The 15,846-nt window shown below is 60.5% G+C and carries 14 protein-coding genes; 9 read left to right on the top strand and 5 right to left on the bottom strand.

Annotation, left to right across the window (positions count from 1 at the left end; all coding sequences use genetic code 11):
• Positions 1-178: 178 nt before the first annotated feature.
• The 3 genes from QUG01_RS06985 to ffh form a co-directional block, all read right to left on the bottom strand.
• Complete coding sequence (locus QUG01_RS06985) at positions 179-2,338, bottom strand: hypothetical protein (protein ID WP_500829492.1); 2,160 nt, start codon at positions 2,336-2,338, stop codon at positions 179-181.
• A gap of 261 nt (positions 2,339-2,599) precedes the next feature.
• A complete protein-coding gene (gene purB / locus QUG01_RS06980; protein ID WP_103316478.1) occupies positions 2,600-3,970 on the bottom strand; it encodes an adenylosuccinate lyase in 1,371 nt (456 codons plus the stop codon).
• A gap of 284 nt (positions 3,971-4,254) precedes the next feature.
• Positions 4,255-5,610 (bottom strand): signal recognition particle protein, encoded by a 1,356-nt coding sequence (gene ffh / locus QUG01_RS06975; protein ID WP_103316479.1) that lies wholly within the window; start codon positions 5,608-5,610, stop codon positions 4,255-4,257.
• A 113-nt stretch (positions 5,611-5,723) separates the two neighbouring features.
• On the opposite strand from ffh, the gene QUG01_RS06970 reads away from it, so the two are divergent.
• The 9 genes from QUG01_RS06970 to yacG all read left to right on the top strand — a co-directional run bounded on the left by QUG01_RS06970 (position 5,724) and on the right by yacG (position 14,084).
• On the top strand, positions 5,724-6,545 hold the full coding sequence (locus tag QUG01_RS06970; RefSeq protein WP_043621924.1) for a cytochrome C assembly family protein: 822 nt from the start codon (positions 5,724-5,726) through the stop codon (positions 6,543-6,545).
• Positions 6,546-6,603: 58 nt separating this feature from the next.
• Positions 6,604-6,900 (top strand): ComEA family DNA-binding protein, encoded by a 297-nt coding sequence (locus tag QUG01_RS06965; protein ID WP_103316483.1) that lies wholly within the window; start codon positions 6,604-6,606, stop codon positions 6,898-6,900.
• A 390-nt stretch (positions 6,901-7,290) separates the two neighbouring features.
• Positions 7,291-8,388 (top strand): porin, encoded by a 1,098-nt coding sequence (locus tag QUG01_RS06960; protein ID WP_500829491.1) that lies wholly within the window; start codon positions 7,291-7,293, stop codon positions 8,386-8,388.
• Positions 8,389-8,577: 189 nt separating this feature from the next.
• On the top strand, positions 8,578-10,284 hold the full coding sequence (pilB, locus tag QUG01_RS06955; protein WP_500829490.1) for a type IV-A pilus assembly ATPase PilB: 1,707 nt from the start codon (positions 8,578-8,580) through the stop codon (positions 10,282-10,284).
• A 62-nt stretch (positions 10,285-10,346) separates the two neighbouring features.
• On the top strand, positions 10,347-11,570 hold the full coding sequence (locus QUG01_RS06950; protein WP_500829489.1) for a type II secretion system F family protein: 1,224 nt from the start codon (positions 10,347-10,349) through the stop codon (positions 11,568-11,570).
• Complete coding sequence (locus tag QUG01_RS06945; protein ID WP_500829488.1) at positions 11,570-12,490, top strand: prepilin peptidase; 921 nt, start codon at positions 11,570-11,572, stop codon at positions 12,488-12,490. The genes QUG01_RS06950 and QUG01_RS06945 overlap by 1 nt, the downstream gene beginning before the upstream one ends.
• Positions 12,490-13,089 carry a dephospho-CoA kinase gene (gene coaE / locus QUG01_RS06940; protein ID WP_500829487.1) on the top strand — a complete coding sequence of 200 codons (600 nt, stop codon included), beginning with the start codon at positions 12,490-12,492 and terminating at the stop codon, positions 13,087-13,089. Before QUG01_RS06945 ends, coaE begins: the two co-directional genes overlap by 1 nt.
• A 36-nt stretch (positions 13,090-13,125) precedes the next feature.
• Complete coding sequence (zapD, locus tag QUG01_RS06935; protein ID WP_199154391.1) at positions 13,126-13,884, top strand: cell division protein ZapD; 759 nt, start codon at positions 13,126-13,128, stop codon at positions 13,882-13,884.
• Positions 13,885-13,889: 5 nt separating this feature from the next.
• Positions 13,890-14,084 carry a DNA gyrase inhibitor YacG gene (gene yacG, locus QUG01_RS06930; protein ID WP_103316495.1) on the top strand — a complete coding sequence of 65 codons (195 nt, stop codon included), beginning with the start codon at positions 13,890-13,892 and terminating at the stop codon, positions 14,082-14,084.
• Positions 14,085-14,154: 70 nt separating this feature from the next.
• On the opposite strand, the gene QUG01_RS06925 is transcribed toward yacG, so the two are convergent.
• Together QUG01_RS06925 and tsaE are read right to left on the bottom strand one after the other, a co-directional pair.
• Positions 14,155-15,396, bottom strand: coding sequence for an N-acetylmuramoyl-L-alanine amidase (locus tag QUG01_RS06925; protein WP_103316497.1), 1,242 nt, complete (start codon positions 15,394-15,396; stop codon positions 14,155-14,157).
• Positions 15,354-15,842 carry a tRNA (adenosine(37)-N6)-threonylcarbamoyltransferase complex ATPase subunit type 1 TsaE gene (tsaE, locus tag QUG01_RS06920; RefSeq protein ID WP_500829558.1) on the bottom strand — a complete coding sequence of 163 codons (489 nt, stop codon included), beginning with the start codon at positions 15,840-15,842 and terminating at the stop codon, positions 15,354-15,356. Before tsaE ends, QUG01_RS06925 begins: the two co-directional genes overlap by 43 nt.
• Between the last annotated feature and the right edge of the window lie 4 nt (positions 15,843-15,846).

Here is a 15,846-nt window from a genome sequence, read left to right as displayed (position 1 = left end):
TTGTTAAGGATTGCTGCCGGCGAGGCCGGCGGAGCCCATCATCCAAACTGCATTAACTGGTCAAGGGGGCGTACCGTTGACCGGGAGGGCGTCAGGCGCGAAAAAAAGTTCTAGCGCGCATCAACGCAATGAAAACAGCCCTCCGGATGGGAGGGCTGTTTGAGGATGGCGCGGCGCGTCAGGACTTTTTGCGCGCGTAGCGGTTGAGCGAAACGACGCGCGTTTTGCCGATGCGATGGCGGTAGATCTCGCGCAGGTAGCACACCGCTTTCTGCACATGCTCGCGGGTCAGCCGGATGTCGTTGATCGACACGAACTTCTTGTTGTCGCGGATCAGCTCGCGGTACTTCTTCTCGTACATCGGCTTGATGGCGAACCAGTTGGTGTCGAGGATCTTGGCCGGGTTTTCGTAATCGTTCAGCAGCTTTTCCAGCAGCGTCTCGTCGAAGGTGTCCGAGGTGATCAGATCCAGGATGACATTGTCCAGGCTGTCGTCGAAGCGATGATTGCCATGGGCGAAGCAGCGCTTGATGTAGGCGACGATCAGCGTCAGGAAGTCATCGCTCAAGCACGGGCTCTTGGCCACCAGAGTGGTCAAGGACAGGTTGGTGGAGGCGCCGATGACCAGCGCGTAGCGCTTCAGCGTGGTGCTGGGGAACAGATCGTTCAGGTGCCGCTTCAGCCGGTTCAGATCCAGGTAGGACAGCTTGTAGCCCTTGGGCAGCGACAGGATGGCCACCACCGACGAGCAGTTCTGGAAGAAGAACAGCTGGTTCAGCTTTTCCGCCGCGTAGCCGGACTGCTTGTACTCTTCCAGCGCCGCCCGATAGCTTTCGCATTCGATCGGCAGCAGGCTGATGCCCTCGATCGCCTGCGTCTGCTGGTTGAAGTGGGGCAGGTCGATGGAGCGGAAGAACAGGTCGTCGATGTCCAGCTTGTTGACGAAGCCATCCGAGCCCAGCGGGTCGCTGACCACCGATTCGGCGTAGGCCACCGCTACCGGGCCGGCCAGGCTCATGAACAGGTCGTTGGCGTCCAGCCGTATCGTCTCGCCCATGTCGATGCCGGCGCGCAGGAAGTAGTTCTCGTCGTAGTCGCTGGTGACGGCCTGCGCGGTCAGGATGTTGAAGATCTGCTGCGAGATGTACTGGTTGGCGTGGCGCTCCATCGCGTTGACGTCGAGGTGCTCGATATTGCCGCCTTCGCTCTCCTCGGCGTAGCGCATGATGTCGTTGGAGATCAGCATCATCGCGTTCCACGGCCGGATGCGGCGCATCACGCTTTCGGCGCCGGCTTCCTCGTTGACGAAGTTGTAGGAGAAGTCCCACTCCTCGGCCAGGTATTTGCATAGCAGGCGGCCGGCGTTGATGTGCAGCGCTTCGGAGCCTTCCGCGTGCTGGCCGGAGATATTCGGCAGAATGCAGATGCCGCTGGTGAAGATGGGCTCGAACACGAAGCCGTAATCGTCGACTTGGCCGGGCTTGTCGTCGTTGCGGGTTTCGAAGGTCTTGCTCATGTAGGCGTACTGCTGAGCCAGGCCGAATTCGGACGCCATGCCGGAGCCGGTGCCGCCGCCGGCGCTGAAAATGTAGAAGTACAGCCGCGACTGGTTGGCCTTGATGCCGCAGGAGTCCATCAGATAGGAATGGATCAGCGCCCATTCCGGGTCGGAAAAGCTGACCGTGTCCTTGTTCAGGATGATTTTAGCCAGATACTGGCCCAGGATGGGCGCGTTGCCGGCGCCGCCGGCATGGACCTCGGCCAGGTCCATGATCTTCATCTTGTTGTAATTACTGAAGAAATCGCTCTGTTCGCCGCGGCGCGAGAAGCGGATGCGGCCCTTGATGTCCTTGTCCAGGTCGCCCAGCATCACCATGGGTTCGATCAGGAAGGCAGGCTTGGCGGTCTTGTGCTGGGACAGCAGATTGCGGCGTATCCATTTGCGCGGGCGCTGTTCTTGCTCTGGCGGGTTTTTTTCGTCACCGGAGAATTCATTCATGTAGAAGCGGCGCGCGTTGTAGACCAGCGTCGCCACGTCCAGCGCGATATTGGAGCCGCATCGGCCCAGGCCGATCAGGCAGACCGACGGGAACGGTCGCTCCACATGGGCGCCTTCGTCGTCCTCGATCTCGCGGGCGAAAGCCATGCCGCGCAGCGTGTCCAGATGCTGCAGGATGCGATTGGTGTCGTGCTCGATGAAGTATTGGTACAGCCCCGACTGGACGCGCTCGTTCAGTTGCAGCAGCGGGCGGGGGGACGACGGCTGCGGGATGGCGGCGACTTCGTCATCGCTTGCCGGGGGATTCGAGGATTGGTCGTACATTGATTGCATGATCATCCATTCTCATTCAAGGTTTACCCTTGTCCGGGCGGTCTCGCGGGAACAGCACCGCGTTTCCAGTTTGCAGCAGCTGATATTCTGGTCTTATTCACACTCCATTGTCGTGGGCAAACGCCTTTTTGACCACTAAATTCTGCTTGGCATGCGACAGCGGCATGGCTTTTGCGGCGAAGTTGCCGCAAATTTGGCGATAAAGATCGGCTGAAATGCAAAACGCCGCCCCTGGGGGCGGCGTGCAGGACGGATCAATCGGCCGGATCAGACGCGGCGCGCCAGTTCTTCGGCCTTGCCCAGATAGTTGCCGGGCGTCAGTTCCAGCAGGCTGGCCTTGACCGCTTCCGGCAGCTCCAGGCTCTTGATGAAGGCATGCAGCGTTTCGCGGGTGATGCCGCCCTTGCCGCGGGTCAGCTCTTTCAGTTGCTCATACGGATTGGCGATGCCATGGCGGCGCATGACGGTTTGCACCGGCTCGGCCAGCAGCTCCCACGAGGCGTCCAGTTCGGCGGCGATCTGCGCCGGATTGATCTCCAGCTTGTTCAGGCCCTTCAGGCAAGACTTCAGGCCGAGCAGGGTGTAGCCGAAGCCCACGCCCATATTGCGCAGCACGGTGGAGTCGGTCAGATCGCGCTGCCAGCGCGATACCGGTAGCTTTTCCGCCAGGTGGCCCATGATGGCGTTGGCCATGCCCAGATTGCCTTCGGCGTTCTCGAAATCGATAGGGTTGACCTTGTGCGGCATGGTGGAGCTGCCCACTTCGTCTTTCTTCACCTTCTGCTTGAAGTAGCCCAGCGAGATGTAGCCCCACACGTCGCGGTTCAGGTCGATCAGGATGGTGTTGATGCGGCTCATCACCTGGTACAGCTCGGCCATGTAATCGTGCGGCTCGATCTGGATGGTGTAGGGGTTGAAGGTCAGGCCCAGGCCGGTGACGAAGCGGCCGCACAGGCTTTCCCAGTCGATGTCCGGGTAGGCCGCCAGGTGGGCGTTGTAGTTGCCGACCGCGCCGTTGATCTTGCCCAGGACTTCCTGATGCACCAGTTGCTCGCGCTGGCGCTTCAGCCGGTACACCACATTGGCCAGCTCCTTGCCCATGGTGGACGGCGTGGCCGGCTGGCCGTGGGTGCGGCACATCATCGGCACGGCGGCCAGCTCGTGGGCCAGCTTCTGCAGCTTGTGGATGACCTCGTCCAGCGTCGGCAGCAGCACGGTGTTGCGCGCGGCCTTCAGCATCAGGGCGTGGCTGAGGTTGTTGATGTCCTCGGAGGTGCAGGCGAAGTGGATGAACTCGCTGGCGGCCATCACTTCCGGATTGCCGGACAGACGTTCCTTCAGCCAGTACTCGATGGCTTTGACGTCGTGATTGGTGCGGACCTCGATCGCCTTGACCTCTTCGCCGTGCTCGACACTGAAGTTGGCGATCACGTCGTCGATCTCGCGAATGGTGGCGTCGGAGAACGGTTTGACTTCCTCGATGCCCGGCTCGGCGGCCAGCATCTTCAGCCATTCCAGTTCCACTTTGACGCGGCACTTCATCAAACCGAATTCGGAGAACAGGTTGCGCAGGGCCTCGACCTGGCCGGCGTAGCGGCCATCCAGCGGGCTCAGAGCGGTCAACGTAGTCAGATTCATGCGGGGTATTTCCAAACGTGGTTTGCCAAACAACGGCGGGTTGCGGTACTAACGGCTCCGGCGGCGAGGCCGGTTCGATCCCTTTGCGCCGCTAACAAAACGCTCAATCCTGCCTTGCGCCCGCTGGCCGCGCGACGCGTGCTGTCTGCGTCGGCGCGCCTGGGCTGAGGTGCGAGATGAGATTTTGCTATCGGCTCTTAATCACTGTAGCGCTTTGATGCCGCCTTGCTGGCGGCTTGTCTTTATCTCAAAACAAACGGGCGACTGGCGCCCGTTGTTTTGGCTCACATGCCGGGCATCATGCCCTTCATGCCGCGCATCAGCTTCATCATCCCGCCCTTTGACGAGAACTGCTTCATCATCTTCTGCATCTGCTCGAATTGATTCAGCAGGCGGTTCACTTCCTGCACCGTCACGCCGGAACCTGCGGCGATGCGGCGCTTGCGGCTGGCCTTGATCAGCTCCGGCTTGCGGCGTTCGGTCGGGGTCATCGAGTTGATGATGCCCTCGATGCGGCGCATGGATTTTTCCGCTTCGGCGCCCTGGATGCCTTGCGCCATCTGGCCCAGCTGGCCCGGCATCTTTTCCAGCAGATTGGCCATGCCGCCCATCTTCTTCATCTGCTGCATCTGGGCCTTGAAGTCCTCCAGGTCGAAACCCTTGCCGGACTTCAGCTTCTTGGCCATCACCTCGGCTTCCTTCTGATCGATGCCCTTCTGGACTTCCTCGATCAGGGACAGCACGTCGCCCATGCCCAGGATGCGGCTGGCGATGCGGTCCGGGTGGAACGGTTCGATGCCGGTGACTTTTTCGCCTACGCCGATGAACTTGATGGGCTTGCCGGTGACGTGGCGCACCGACAGCGCGGCGCCGCCGCGCGAATCGCCGTCCATCTTGGTCAGGATCACGCCGGTCAGCGGCAGCGCTTCATTGAAGGCCTTGGCGGTGTTCACCGCGTCCTGGCCCTGCATCGCGTCCACGACGAACAGCGTTTCAATCGGATTGATCGCGGCATGCAGCGCCTTGATCTCGTCCATCATCGCCTCGTCGATGGCCAGGCGGCCGGCGGTATCCACCAGCAGCACGTCGAAGAAGTGGCGGCGCGCGTGGTCGATCGCCGCACGGGCGATGTCCACCGGTTTTTGCGACACATCGGACGGGAACCATTCGACCCCGACTTGCGAGGCCAACAGCTTCAGCTGCTCGATGGCGGCGGGACGGTAGACGTCGGCCGATACCACCAGCACCTTCTTCTTCTGGGTTTCTTTCAGCCTTTTGGCCAGTTTGCCGACGGTGGTGGTCTTGCCGGCGCCTTGCAGACCGGCCATCAGCACGATGGCGGGAGGCACGGCGGCCAGGTTCAGCTCGTCGTTCTTCTCGCCCATCAGCTTGATGAGCTCTTCGTTGACCACGCCCACCAGAGCCTGGCCCGGCGTCAGGCTGCCCATCACGTCCTGGCCCAGCGCGCGCTCCTTCACCTGGGCGATGAAGGTTTTGACGACGGGCAAGGCCACGTCGGCTTCCAAGAGCGCCATGCGCACTTCGCGCATCGCGTCCTGGATATTAGATTCGGTCAGCCGCGCGTTGCCGCGCAAGGTTTTCATCACGCCGGACAGGCGGCTGGTCAGGTTGTCTAGCATGGTGCTGTCCTTACTCTCTGCCAACGATTAGGCAGCTTGGTGTAGACTCTCAAACTGTCGATTTTATCACGAGCCGCCGGGTAAGCGCCCGGATTTGATCACACACCTTATATATGACCAGCCTCCTGCTCGTTTTGACCCTGTTTCTGATCCTGTCCTATGGCGCCTTCACCTGGCATTACCTGGCCAACTGGAAGGGCGTAGCCCGCTGGCCGCGCAATCCGCGCCTGGAACACAGCCTGCTGGGCGTGCTGCTGCTGGTGCAGGCCGTGGTGGTGGTGACGCCGCTCAGCGTCAGCGGCGGATTGTCGCTGGGCGTGGGCCACGCCCTGAGCGTGATGGTGTGGATCATGCTGCTGATCTATTGGACCTGCAGCTTCTTCTACAAGGTGGAAGGGCTGCAGCTGTTCATGATGCCGTTGGCGATGGGCGCGCTGGCTTTCGCCGTCGCCTTCCCTGGCCGCCACATGGTCAGCGATCTGTCCAATCCGGCCTTCGTGCTGCATATCCTGGTGTCCATGCTGGCCTACAGCCTGTTCGCCATCGGCGCGCTGATCGCGGTGTTGATGCTGTTGCTGGAGCGGGCGCTGCATCATCGCAGGGTGTCGCTGCTGGCCAAGCAGCTGCCGCCGTTGTTGACGCTGGAGACCATGATGTTCCAAGTCATCGCCGTCGGCTTTCTGTTGCTGACGGTGACCTTGCTGACCGGAGTGGTGTTCTCGGAAGAGGTTTTCGGCAAGGCCGCGGCGCTGACGCACAAGACGGTGTTCGGCGTGCTGTCGTGGCTGATCTTCGCCGGATTGCTGATAGGTCGGCGCCTGAAAGGCTGGCGCGGCCGAGTGGCGATACGCTGGGCCTTGGCCGGCTTCCTGTCCTTGATGCTGGCATACGTGGGCAGCAAAGTGGTTTTAGAATTGATCCTGCAGCGCGCGTAAGCTGCATGTCATAAAATCAAGACCCATTTGCAAGACACCTTCCATCAAGGAGTTCGCCATGAAGAAGTGGTTTGCTGTGTTGGCCAGCCTGTTGCTGTCGTGCAATTTCGCCTGGGCGGCCGTCAATCTGAATACCGCCACGCCCCAGCAGTTGGAGGCCTTGAACGGCATCGGCCCGGCCAAAGCCAAGGCCATTGTCGATTACCGCACCAAGAACGGACCGTTCAAGACGGTGGATGATCTGAAAAAAGTCTCCGGCATCGGCGACAAGACGCTGGACAAGCTGCGCAAGGATCTGGTGGTTGGCGGCGCCGCGCCTGCGGCCAAGCCGGCGGCGAAACCGGCCGCCAAGTAGCGCTGGTTTCCGCGCTTTGGGCGCGGCGGCTTGCATGGGAACCGCCATCCGGCAACGATTGGCGGTTTTTGCATGCATGGGGGCCGCGCCTGCTGGCTGGATTGTGTTGTAAAAAATTCACAACAGCGCAGGGATGTTGTTTCTTAACCGCACAACTTGATGCATTGCGCTTAGGTGAATGGCTTTCCTATCAAGCATTTGCGGATGATGATGTTGTTTTTTGGGTAATTTTGCAGGCCCTGAATCGGTTGATCTTTGTTTTTTCGCAACGCCAGTCTTATATTGGCAACAGCGACCGGCGGAATATACCGTCGGCACATAAATGTCCGGGCCAGCGGCCTAAGCCGATGAGTCAACAGGACAAAATCAACTGACTTGAAAGGATCTGCAATGAACAAGAAGCTCATCGCTTTGGCACTGGCCGCCCTGCCAGCCGCCGCCATGGCGGATGTGACCATCTATGGCCAAATCCGCGGCGGTTATGAATATAACAAGACCTATAGTTCCACCTTGTCCAAGGACGCTAACGGCAAGCCGCAAGGTAGCTCTGAAATCAATGACTGGACTTCTCGCCTGGGCTTCAAGGGCAACGAGGATCTGGGCAATGGTTTGAAGGCAATCTGGCAGGTGGAGAGCCGAGTGAATGTAGACGGCAGCAACAGTACCGGCTTTGGCACTCGCGACACCTTTGTTGGCTTGGCTGGCGACGGCTGGGGGCAGATTCGTTTGGGCCGCCTGTCCAACTACCCCAATCTGGACATGGAGCAAGTCGACCCGGGCTACTACAGTGGCCAGAGTGTAGGCGGTCTTGGCATGTTTACTCGCCTGGATGATCGCGTGAATAATGCGGTTCGTTATGATAGTCCGACTTGGTACGGCTTTAGCTATGCCGCCTTGTGGGGAGTTGATGAGGCGCGAGCCGTTGGTTTGAATGGATCACGCACCAATAGACAATTTGTCAACATTGGCTTGAGCTACGAAAACGCCGGTTACTTCGGCAAGTACAGCTACGCCAGCTGGGGAGATGCTTCGAATGTTGCAGGCAGCAACAAGGATTGGCACCGCCTCGAAGCAGGTTACAATGCCAACAACATCTATTTGGCGTTCGGTTATCAGCAAATTCAAGGTTATGGCTTTGGTAGCTACTACAATTCGGCCTTGGGGACCCAAATTAACGCCGCGTATGTGACTGGCGGGGTGTCGCAAGCAGTGATTGATACCAGCAAGCTGAAGACTAAGGAATTGGCATTGACTGGTGGCTATACTTTTGGAGCTTTTACCCCGTACTTCTCTTACGCCAAGGGGTATGACGCGAATTTCAATGGCTCCACAGTTAATAACTCGGGCTATGACCAGTATGTGTTGTCTCTTGATTATGCTGTCTCGAAGCGTACGGAAGTTTATACTTCGTATGGCCATGTGAAGTGGAAGCTCCCGGGTGCCGACAATGAGAACTCCTTCGGTCTCGGTTTGATCCACCGCTTCTAAGACGATTCATCTGGTTGCGAGAAAAGGACTGCTGCGGCAGTCCTTTTTCGTTTTCATGGCATTCAGTGCCGCAGGATGCCATGACATAGCGGTGAAGGATTGTCGCTGAGCCGTGGCGATATTTTGCATATAATAGCGCCAAGGCCTATGGCTTCAAACTCACACGACAAAACTGGACCCATTTCGCTTATGGAAGCTACGGCAGGGATTTCCGGCCTCGGACGGGCCTTGGTTCAGCATAATATGCTGTTGCAGCAGGATGCGGAGGCGATTCAAAAGCACGCCGCCGCCTCGCATATCAGCTTTGTCGAACAACTGATACTCAGCAAGAAGATGAGCGCCCGCGATGTGGCCGTTTTTGCTTCCCGCGTGTTTGGTTACCCGCTGCTGGACATGGCGGCGCTGGATACCGAGCAATTGCCCAAGGGGCTGGTCGACGATGAGCTGATCACCAGCCGCCGTCTGCTGCCCTTGCTGAAGCGCGGCAACAAGTTGTATATCGGCACGTCCGATCCGACACAGACCTCCGCCTATCATGCCATCACCTTCAAAACCGGCTTGACGGTGGAAATCGTGGTGGTGGAGGACGACAAGCTGTCCAAGCTGGTGGGCCGTTATCAGGACAGCCCTGCGTCCGCCTTGAAGGAGCTGGAGGGCGAAGACTTCGGCGATCTGGAATTTGGCGATCCGGATGCGCCATCCGATGCCGGGCCGCAAACGGAAGTGGACGATGCGCCGGTGGTCAAGTTCATCCACAAGATGTTGCTGGACGGCATAGGCGTTGGGGCCTCGGACATCCACTTCGAGCCTTATGAAAAGTACTACCGCATCCGCTACCGGGTGGACGGGGCGCTGAAGGAGGTGGCGCAGCCGCCGCTGATCCTGAAGGAAAAGATCGCCTCGCGCATCAAGGTGATCTCCAAGCTCGATATCTCCGAGAAGCGCGTGCCGCAGGATGGCCGTTTGAAGCTGGTGATTTCCAAGACGCGCGCCATCGACTTCCGCGTCAGCACGCTGCCCACGCTGTACGGCGAAAAGATCGTGATGCGGATTCTGGATTCCTCTTCGGCATCATTGGACATTGAACAGTTAGGCTTCGAGCCGGAGCAGAAGCAACAGCTGCTGGACACCATCGCGCGGCCATACGGCATGGTGCTTGTGACCGGGCCGACCGGCAGCGGCAAGACTGTCTCGCTGTACACCTGCCTGAATATCCTGAACAAGCCGGACACCAATATTTCCACCGCGGAGGACCCGGTGGAAATCAACCTGCCGGGCATCAATCAGGTCAACGTCAACGAAAAGGCCGGATTGACCTTCGCTTCCGCCCTGCGCGCCTTCCTGCGGCAGGACCCGGATGTATTGATGGTGGGCGAAATCCGCGATTTCGAAACCGCCGACATCGCCATCAAGGCCGCGCAGACCGGTCATATGGTATTTTCCACGCTGCACACCAATAACGCGCCCGCCACGCTGACCCGTCTGCTGAATATGGGGGTGGCGCCGTTCAATATCGCCAGCTCGGTGTTGCTCATCATGGCGCAGCGGCTGGCGCGCCGGCTGTGCGCGCATTGCAAGAAGCCGCTGGAAATTCCGGAAGAAGCGCTGCTGCGCGCGGGCTTTGCCAAGGCCGAGCTGGACGGCAGCTGGCAGCCATACGGCCCCGTCGGTTGCGACGAGTGCCGTAACACCGGCTACAAGGGGCGGGTGGGAATTTATGAAGTGATGCCGATCAGCGATGCGATGACGCGCTTGATCATGAAGAACGGCACGGCGGTCGATATCGCCGATCTGGCGAAGAAAGAGGGCATGCTGAACCTGCGACAGTCAGGCTTGCTGAAGGTGAGGCGCGGCGTCACTTCGCTGGCGGAAATCGAAGCGGTCACCAACGACTGAGCAGGCGAAGAGCGGCGCGGCGCATGGCGTCGTCCTGAAGTGAACAAGGAAGGTTGGGAGTGATGGCGACGACGGCAACAAAAAAAACGAATCCGGGACATATCTGGGAGTGGGAGGGCAAGGACAAGACCGGCCGAGCCATCCGCGGCGAGTTGCGCGCCGAGTCGGAAAACGTCGCCAAGATGCAATTGCGCCGCCAGGGCATCAGCGTGGTGAAAATCCGCAAGCGTCGCGCCGGTTTCGGCCGCAAGATCACGGAAAGAGACATTACCCTGTTCACCCGCCAGCTGTGCACCATGATGCGCGCCGGCGTGCCTTTGCTGCAGGCTTTCGACATCGCCGCCAAGGGGCACAGCAACCCCGCGGTGACGCGCATGCTGCTGGAGGTGCGGGCCGATGTGGAGACCGGTATCTCGCTGGCGGAGGCATTCCGCAAGCGGCCGCTGCATTTCGACAAGCTGTTCTGCAATATCATCGCCGCGGGCGAAGCCGGCGGCGTGCTCGATTCTTTGCTGGATAAACTGGCCACCTACAAGGAAAAGGTGATGGCCATCAAGTCCAAGATCAAATCGGCGCTGATTTATCCATCGGCCATCGTCGGCACCGCTTTCGTCATCACGGCGGTGATCATGATCTATGTCATTCCGGCGTTCAAGGACTTGTTTTCCAGTTTCGGCGCCAATCTGCCGGCGCCGACGCTGTTCGTGATCTGGCTGTCTGATTTGTTCGTCCGCTTCTGGTGGTTGATCTTCGGGTCCATTTTTGGCGGGCTGTTTGCCTTCTTCTATGCGTTCAAGCGCACGCCCAAACTGCAGGAGCAGATGGACCGCATCCTGCTGAAATTGCCGGTGATCGGCGACATCATCCGCAAAGCCACCATCGCGCGCTGGGCGCGCACGCTGTCGACGCTGTTCACCGCCGGCGTGCCGCTGGTCGAGGCGCTGGACTCCGTCGGCGGGGCCGCCGGCAACCAGGTATACGCGGAGGCGACGCGTCGCATCCAGGCCGACGTCAACACCGGCTCCAGCCTCAGCTTTTCCATGCAGCGAACCGATCTTTTCCCGAATATGGTGCTGCAGATGACCGCCATCGGCGAGGAGTCCGGCTCGCTGGACCAGATGCTCGATAAAGTGGCCGATTTCTATGAGGAAGAGGTCGACAACGCCGTGGCGGCGTTGTCCAGCCTGCTTGAGCCCGCCATCATGGTGATTCTGGGGGTATTGATCGGGGGCTTGGTGATTGCGATGTACATGCCGATTTTCAAAATGGGTCAGGTGGTGGGTTGATGCTGCAGGATATGGCGTGGTTGCTGGCGACCCACCCGGCTTATCTGCTGGGTGCGGCCGTGGTGTTTGGGCTGATGGTGGGCAGTTTTCTGAATGTGGTGATCCACCGCATGCCGCGGATGCTGGAGAACGAATTCCTGGCAGACAGTGTCGGTTATCTGGCCGAGTGCGACCGTTTTCCCGCATTGAAATTGGCGGCGCAAGGCGCAATGGGGGAGCTGACGGAGGCGCAGGGCTATAATCTGTGGCGGCCCGCTTCGCATTGCCCATCTTGCCGCGCGGCGGTGCGGGCCTGGCAGAACATCCCGCTGTTGAGCTATGCGCTGCTGCGTGGCCGTTGCGCCGTTTGCCGCGTCGGCATCAGTTTGCGTTATCCCCTGGTGGAGTTGTTGTGCGGCTTCTTGTTTGGTTTTCTCGCCTGGAAACTGGGGTGGGGCTGGCCGCTGTTTGGCGCGATGGCGCTGACCGCCGCCTTGCTGGCTTTGACTTTCATCGATCTCGATACCCAGCTGCTGCCTGACAGCCTGACGCTGCCGCTGATGTGGGCCGGCCTGTTGTTCAATCTGCATGGCGGCATGGTGCCGCTGGCCGACGCCGTGCTGGGCGCGGCCTGCGGTTACTTGTCCTTGTGGCTGGTGTATCAGCTGTTCAAGCTGGCTACCGGCCGCGAGGGCATGGGGTATGGCGATTTCAAGCTGCTGGCGGCGCTGGGCGCCTGGCTGGGCTGGGGCATGCTGCCCTTGATTATTCTGCTGTCGTCGCTGGTCGGCGCGGTTTGCGGCCTGGCGATGATGGCCGCCTCGCGCGTCGGCCGTGGCCAGCCGATTCCGTTTGGGCCCTATCTTGCCGCTGCCGGCTGGATTGCGCTGGTGTGGGGGCCGCAGATCGTCGAGGGGTATCTGGCATGGCTATCCCGGTAGTGGGGCTGACCGGCGGCATCGGTTCCGGCAAGAGCGCGGCGGCGGACCGTTTTGCCGAGCTGGGCGTGCCGGTGATCGACACCGACCAGATCGCCCATCAGCTGACCGGCCCGGGCGGAGCGGCGATGGCGGCGATCGCGCGGGCGTTCGGCCCGCAGGCGCTGACAGCCGATGGCGCCCTGGACCGTGCGGCGATGCGACAGAAAATCTTCTCGAATCCCGATAGCAAACATCAATTGGAAGCGATTCTGCATCCAGCCATCTATGACGAAAGTGTGCGCAGGCTGCAGGCCGCGCAGGGAGCGTACGCGGTGCTGGTGGTGCCGCTGCTGTTTGAAAATGAGCGCTATCTGCCACTCTTGGCGCGCACGCTGGTGGTAGATTGCGACGAGCAAACCCAGATTGAGCGCGTCATGCGGCGCAATGGTTTTGCCGAACAGGCGGTGCGGGCGATCATGGCGGCGCAGTTGCCGCGCGAGGAGCGGCTGCGCCGCGCGGACGATGTCATCGACAATAACAGCGGCTTGGCAGAATTGAGGCTTCAAGTTGATGCCAAACACGGTTATTATCTGGCAAATCTTGTCAATGCAATGTTTTGAGGCTTGATGCAAGCCGTGGAGAAGGGCAGATCTGCCGTGATCAGTTTTGAATTTCCTGTCACCGAGCGCACCCGTATTCTGCTGCGTCTGGAATACCTGTACGGGCGGCTGGCCTACTTCGTCGGCAAGGATCATCCCCATGACCATCATGCCGCGCTGCTGGTTCTTTTTGAACTGATGGAAACGGCATCGCGCGCAGACCTGAAGGCCGATCTGCTGCAGGAACTGGAGCGGCAGAAGCAGATGCTGGAGGCATTGCGCGAGAATCCGAATGTGGCCGAAGAGACGCTGGAAGGCGTGCTGGAGGAGATCGAGCGCGCGTCCGGAAAATTGCTGGCGCTGACCGGCAAGTTTGGCCAGAACCTGCGCGAAAACGAGTGGCTGATGGCGATCAAGCAGCGCGCCGGCATTCCCGGCGGGACCTGCCAGTTCGATCTGCCTTCCTATCATTTGTGGCAGCAGAAGCCGGCCGAAGAGCGCCGCCATGACATGCAGCGCTGGTCCGCGCCGCTGATGCCGACGGCGGACGCGTCCGACATCCTGCTGCGGCTGCTGCGAGACAGCGGCAAGACGCATCATTATGTGGCGCGCCGCGGCGCGTTCCAGCAGATGTCCGGCGGCAAGGTGGTGCAGCTGATCCGCGTCGCCTACGACGACACGCTGGCGCTGCTGCCGGAATTGTCCGCCAATAAATACGCGCTCAACATCCGTTTCGTCGGCGCGGTGACCGGCGAGGCCCGGCCCCGCCAGACCGAGCAGGATGTCGAGTTCTACCTCACCAATTGCAAGTTCTGAGTTTCATGGCTGAATCCATCCGCATTGTCGCCTGCCCCACCTGCCGCGCCGAAGTGCGCTGGGAGGCGCAGAGCCGTTATCGCCCGTTTTGCAGCGAGCGCTGCCGTTTGATCGACCTTGGGCAGTGGGCCAGCGAGAATTATCGCGTGCCGGCAGAAGAGGAGACGCCGCCGGGCGAGCTGCCGCCGGCCGCGCACTGAGCGCCGCCAGGCCTTACGCATAAAAAAACCGCCAGGACTCGACCTGGCGGTTTTGCTTTGGGGCAGGCGATCAGGCGCGCGCGGCCAGCGCGGCGCCGGAGGCGAAATAGTTTTTCACGCCGCTGAAGATGGCATTGGCCATCTGCTGCTGGAACTCGGCGGTGATCAGCCGCTGTTCTTCTTCCGGATTGGAAATGAAAGCGGTTTCCACCAGGATGGACGGGATGTCCGGCGCCTTCAGCACGGCGAAACCGGCTTGCTCCACCGCGTTCTTGTGAAGCTTGTTCAGGCCGCCGAGCTGGCCCAGCACGGTCTTGCCCAGCTTTAGGCTGTCGTTGATGGTGGCGGTTTGCGTCAGGTCCAGCAGCGTGTGAGCCAGATATTTGTCCTTGCTGCCGATCTTGACGCCGCCTATCAGGTCGGAGTCGTTCTGCGTCTGCGCCAGCGCCTTGGCGAAGGCGCTGGTGGCGCCTTTCTCGGACAGCGCGAACACCGAGGAGCCGCGCGCGGCGCGGTTGGGCGCGGCGTCGGCGTGGATGGAGACAAACAAGTCGGCATTCAGCTTCCTGGCCTTGGCCACGCGCACGCCCAGCGGGATGAACACGTCGTCGCTGCGCGTCATATAGGCCTTCATATTCGGCTCGGCGTCGATCAATTGTTTCAGCTGATGGCCTATCTTCAGCACCACGTCTTTCTCGCGGTTGCCTTGCAGGCCTATGGCGCCGGGGTCTTCGCCGCCGTGGCCCGGATCCAGCATCACGACGATGGGGCGGTCGCTGTTCTTGGACTTGGGCTTGATCTGCGTGGGCGGCTGCTCCAGCTTGCCCTTGTTGTAATCCTGCAAGAGCGCCAGCAAAGGATCATCCTGCACGCCGCTGGCCGGATACAGGTCCACCACCAGTCTATGCTTGTATTCCGCCACCGGGGCCAGCGTGAAAGCCTGCGGCTTGACGTCGGTCTTCAGTTCCAGCACCAGCCGCACCGTATCCGGGTCGAACTGGCCGGCGCGGGCGTTGGCGATGAATGGGTCGGCCTTGGTGATCTGGCCGCTGATGTCCTTCAGCACGCCGTTCAACTGCACGCCCTGCAGATCGATGACCAGGCGGCTTGGATTGGCCAGGGTGAACTGCTTGTACTGGATGGCGCTGCCGGATTCCAGCGTGATGCGGGTGTACGTGCTCGATGGCCAGATGCGCAGGGCGACGATCTGGTTGTCGGCTGCCAGCCCCGTACGGCTGACGGCAAGCAGGAAGGTAGCGGCCGCGGCGCCTAGCAATGCGCGGCGGTTTGGGTCGAAAGTCGAATCAGGCATGACTGTCCGGTTGGTGTCTGAGCTTGGAATTGGTAAGTGCGACCCTCGCCGGCGACGGCAAGTTCCAGCACGATGTCGGCGGCGGGCAATAGATCCTCGGCTTTGTCTGGCCACTCCACCAGGCATAGGCTATCGGGACCGAAATATTCGCTGAAGCCGGCGTCGTTCCATTCTTCCGGGTCAGCGAAGCGGTAAAGGTCAAAATGATGGATGCTATATTCGGACAGCGGGTAACTTTCCACCAACGTATAGGTGGGACTTTTCACCTTGCCCTGGTGCCCGAGCGCGGCCAGCAGCCCGCGCGTGAACGTGGTCTTGCCGGCGCCCAGGTCGCCCCGCAGGTGGACGGTGAGGCCGGGGCGGGCCGCGGCGGCGAAAGCGGCGCCCAGCATCAGCGTGGCGCGTTCGTCCGGCAGGCTGCCGGCCACAACGCTGGTATCATCCATCGCC

Source organism: Chromobacterium sp. CCUG 76385 (assembly GCF_059916625.1).
The sequence above is the reverse complement of the archived record's forward strand: the minus strand, read 5'-3'. Positions and strand labels throughout refer to the sequence as shown.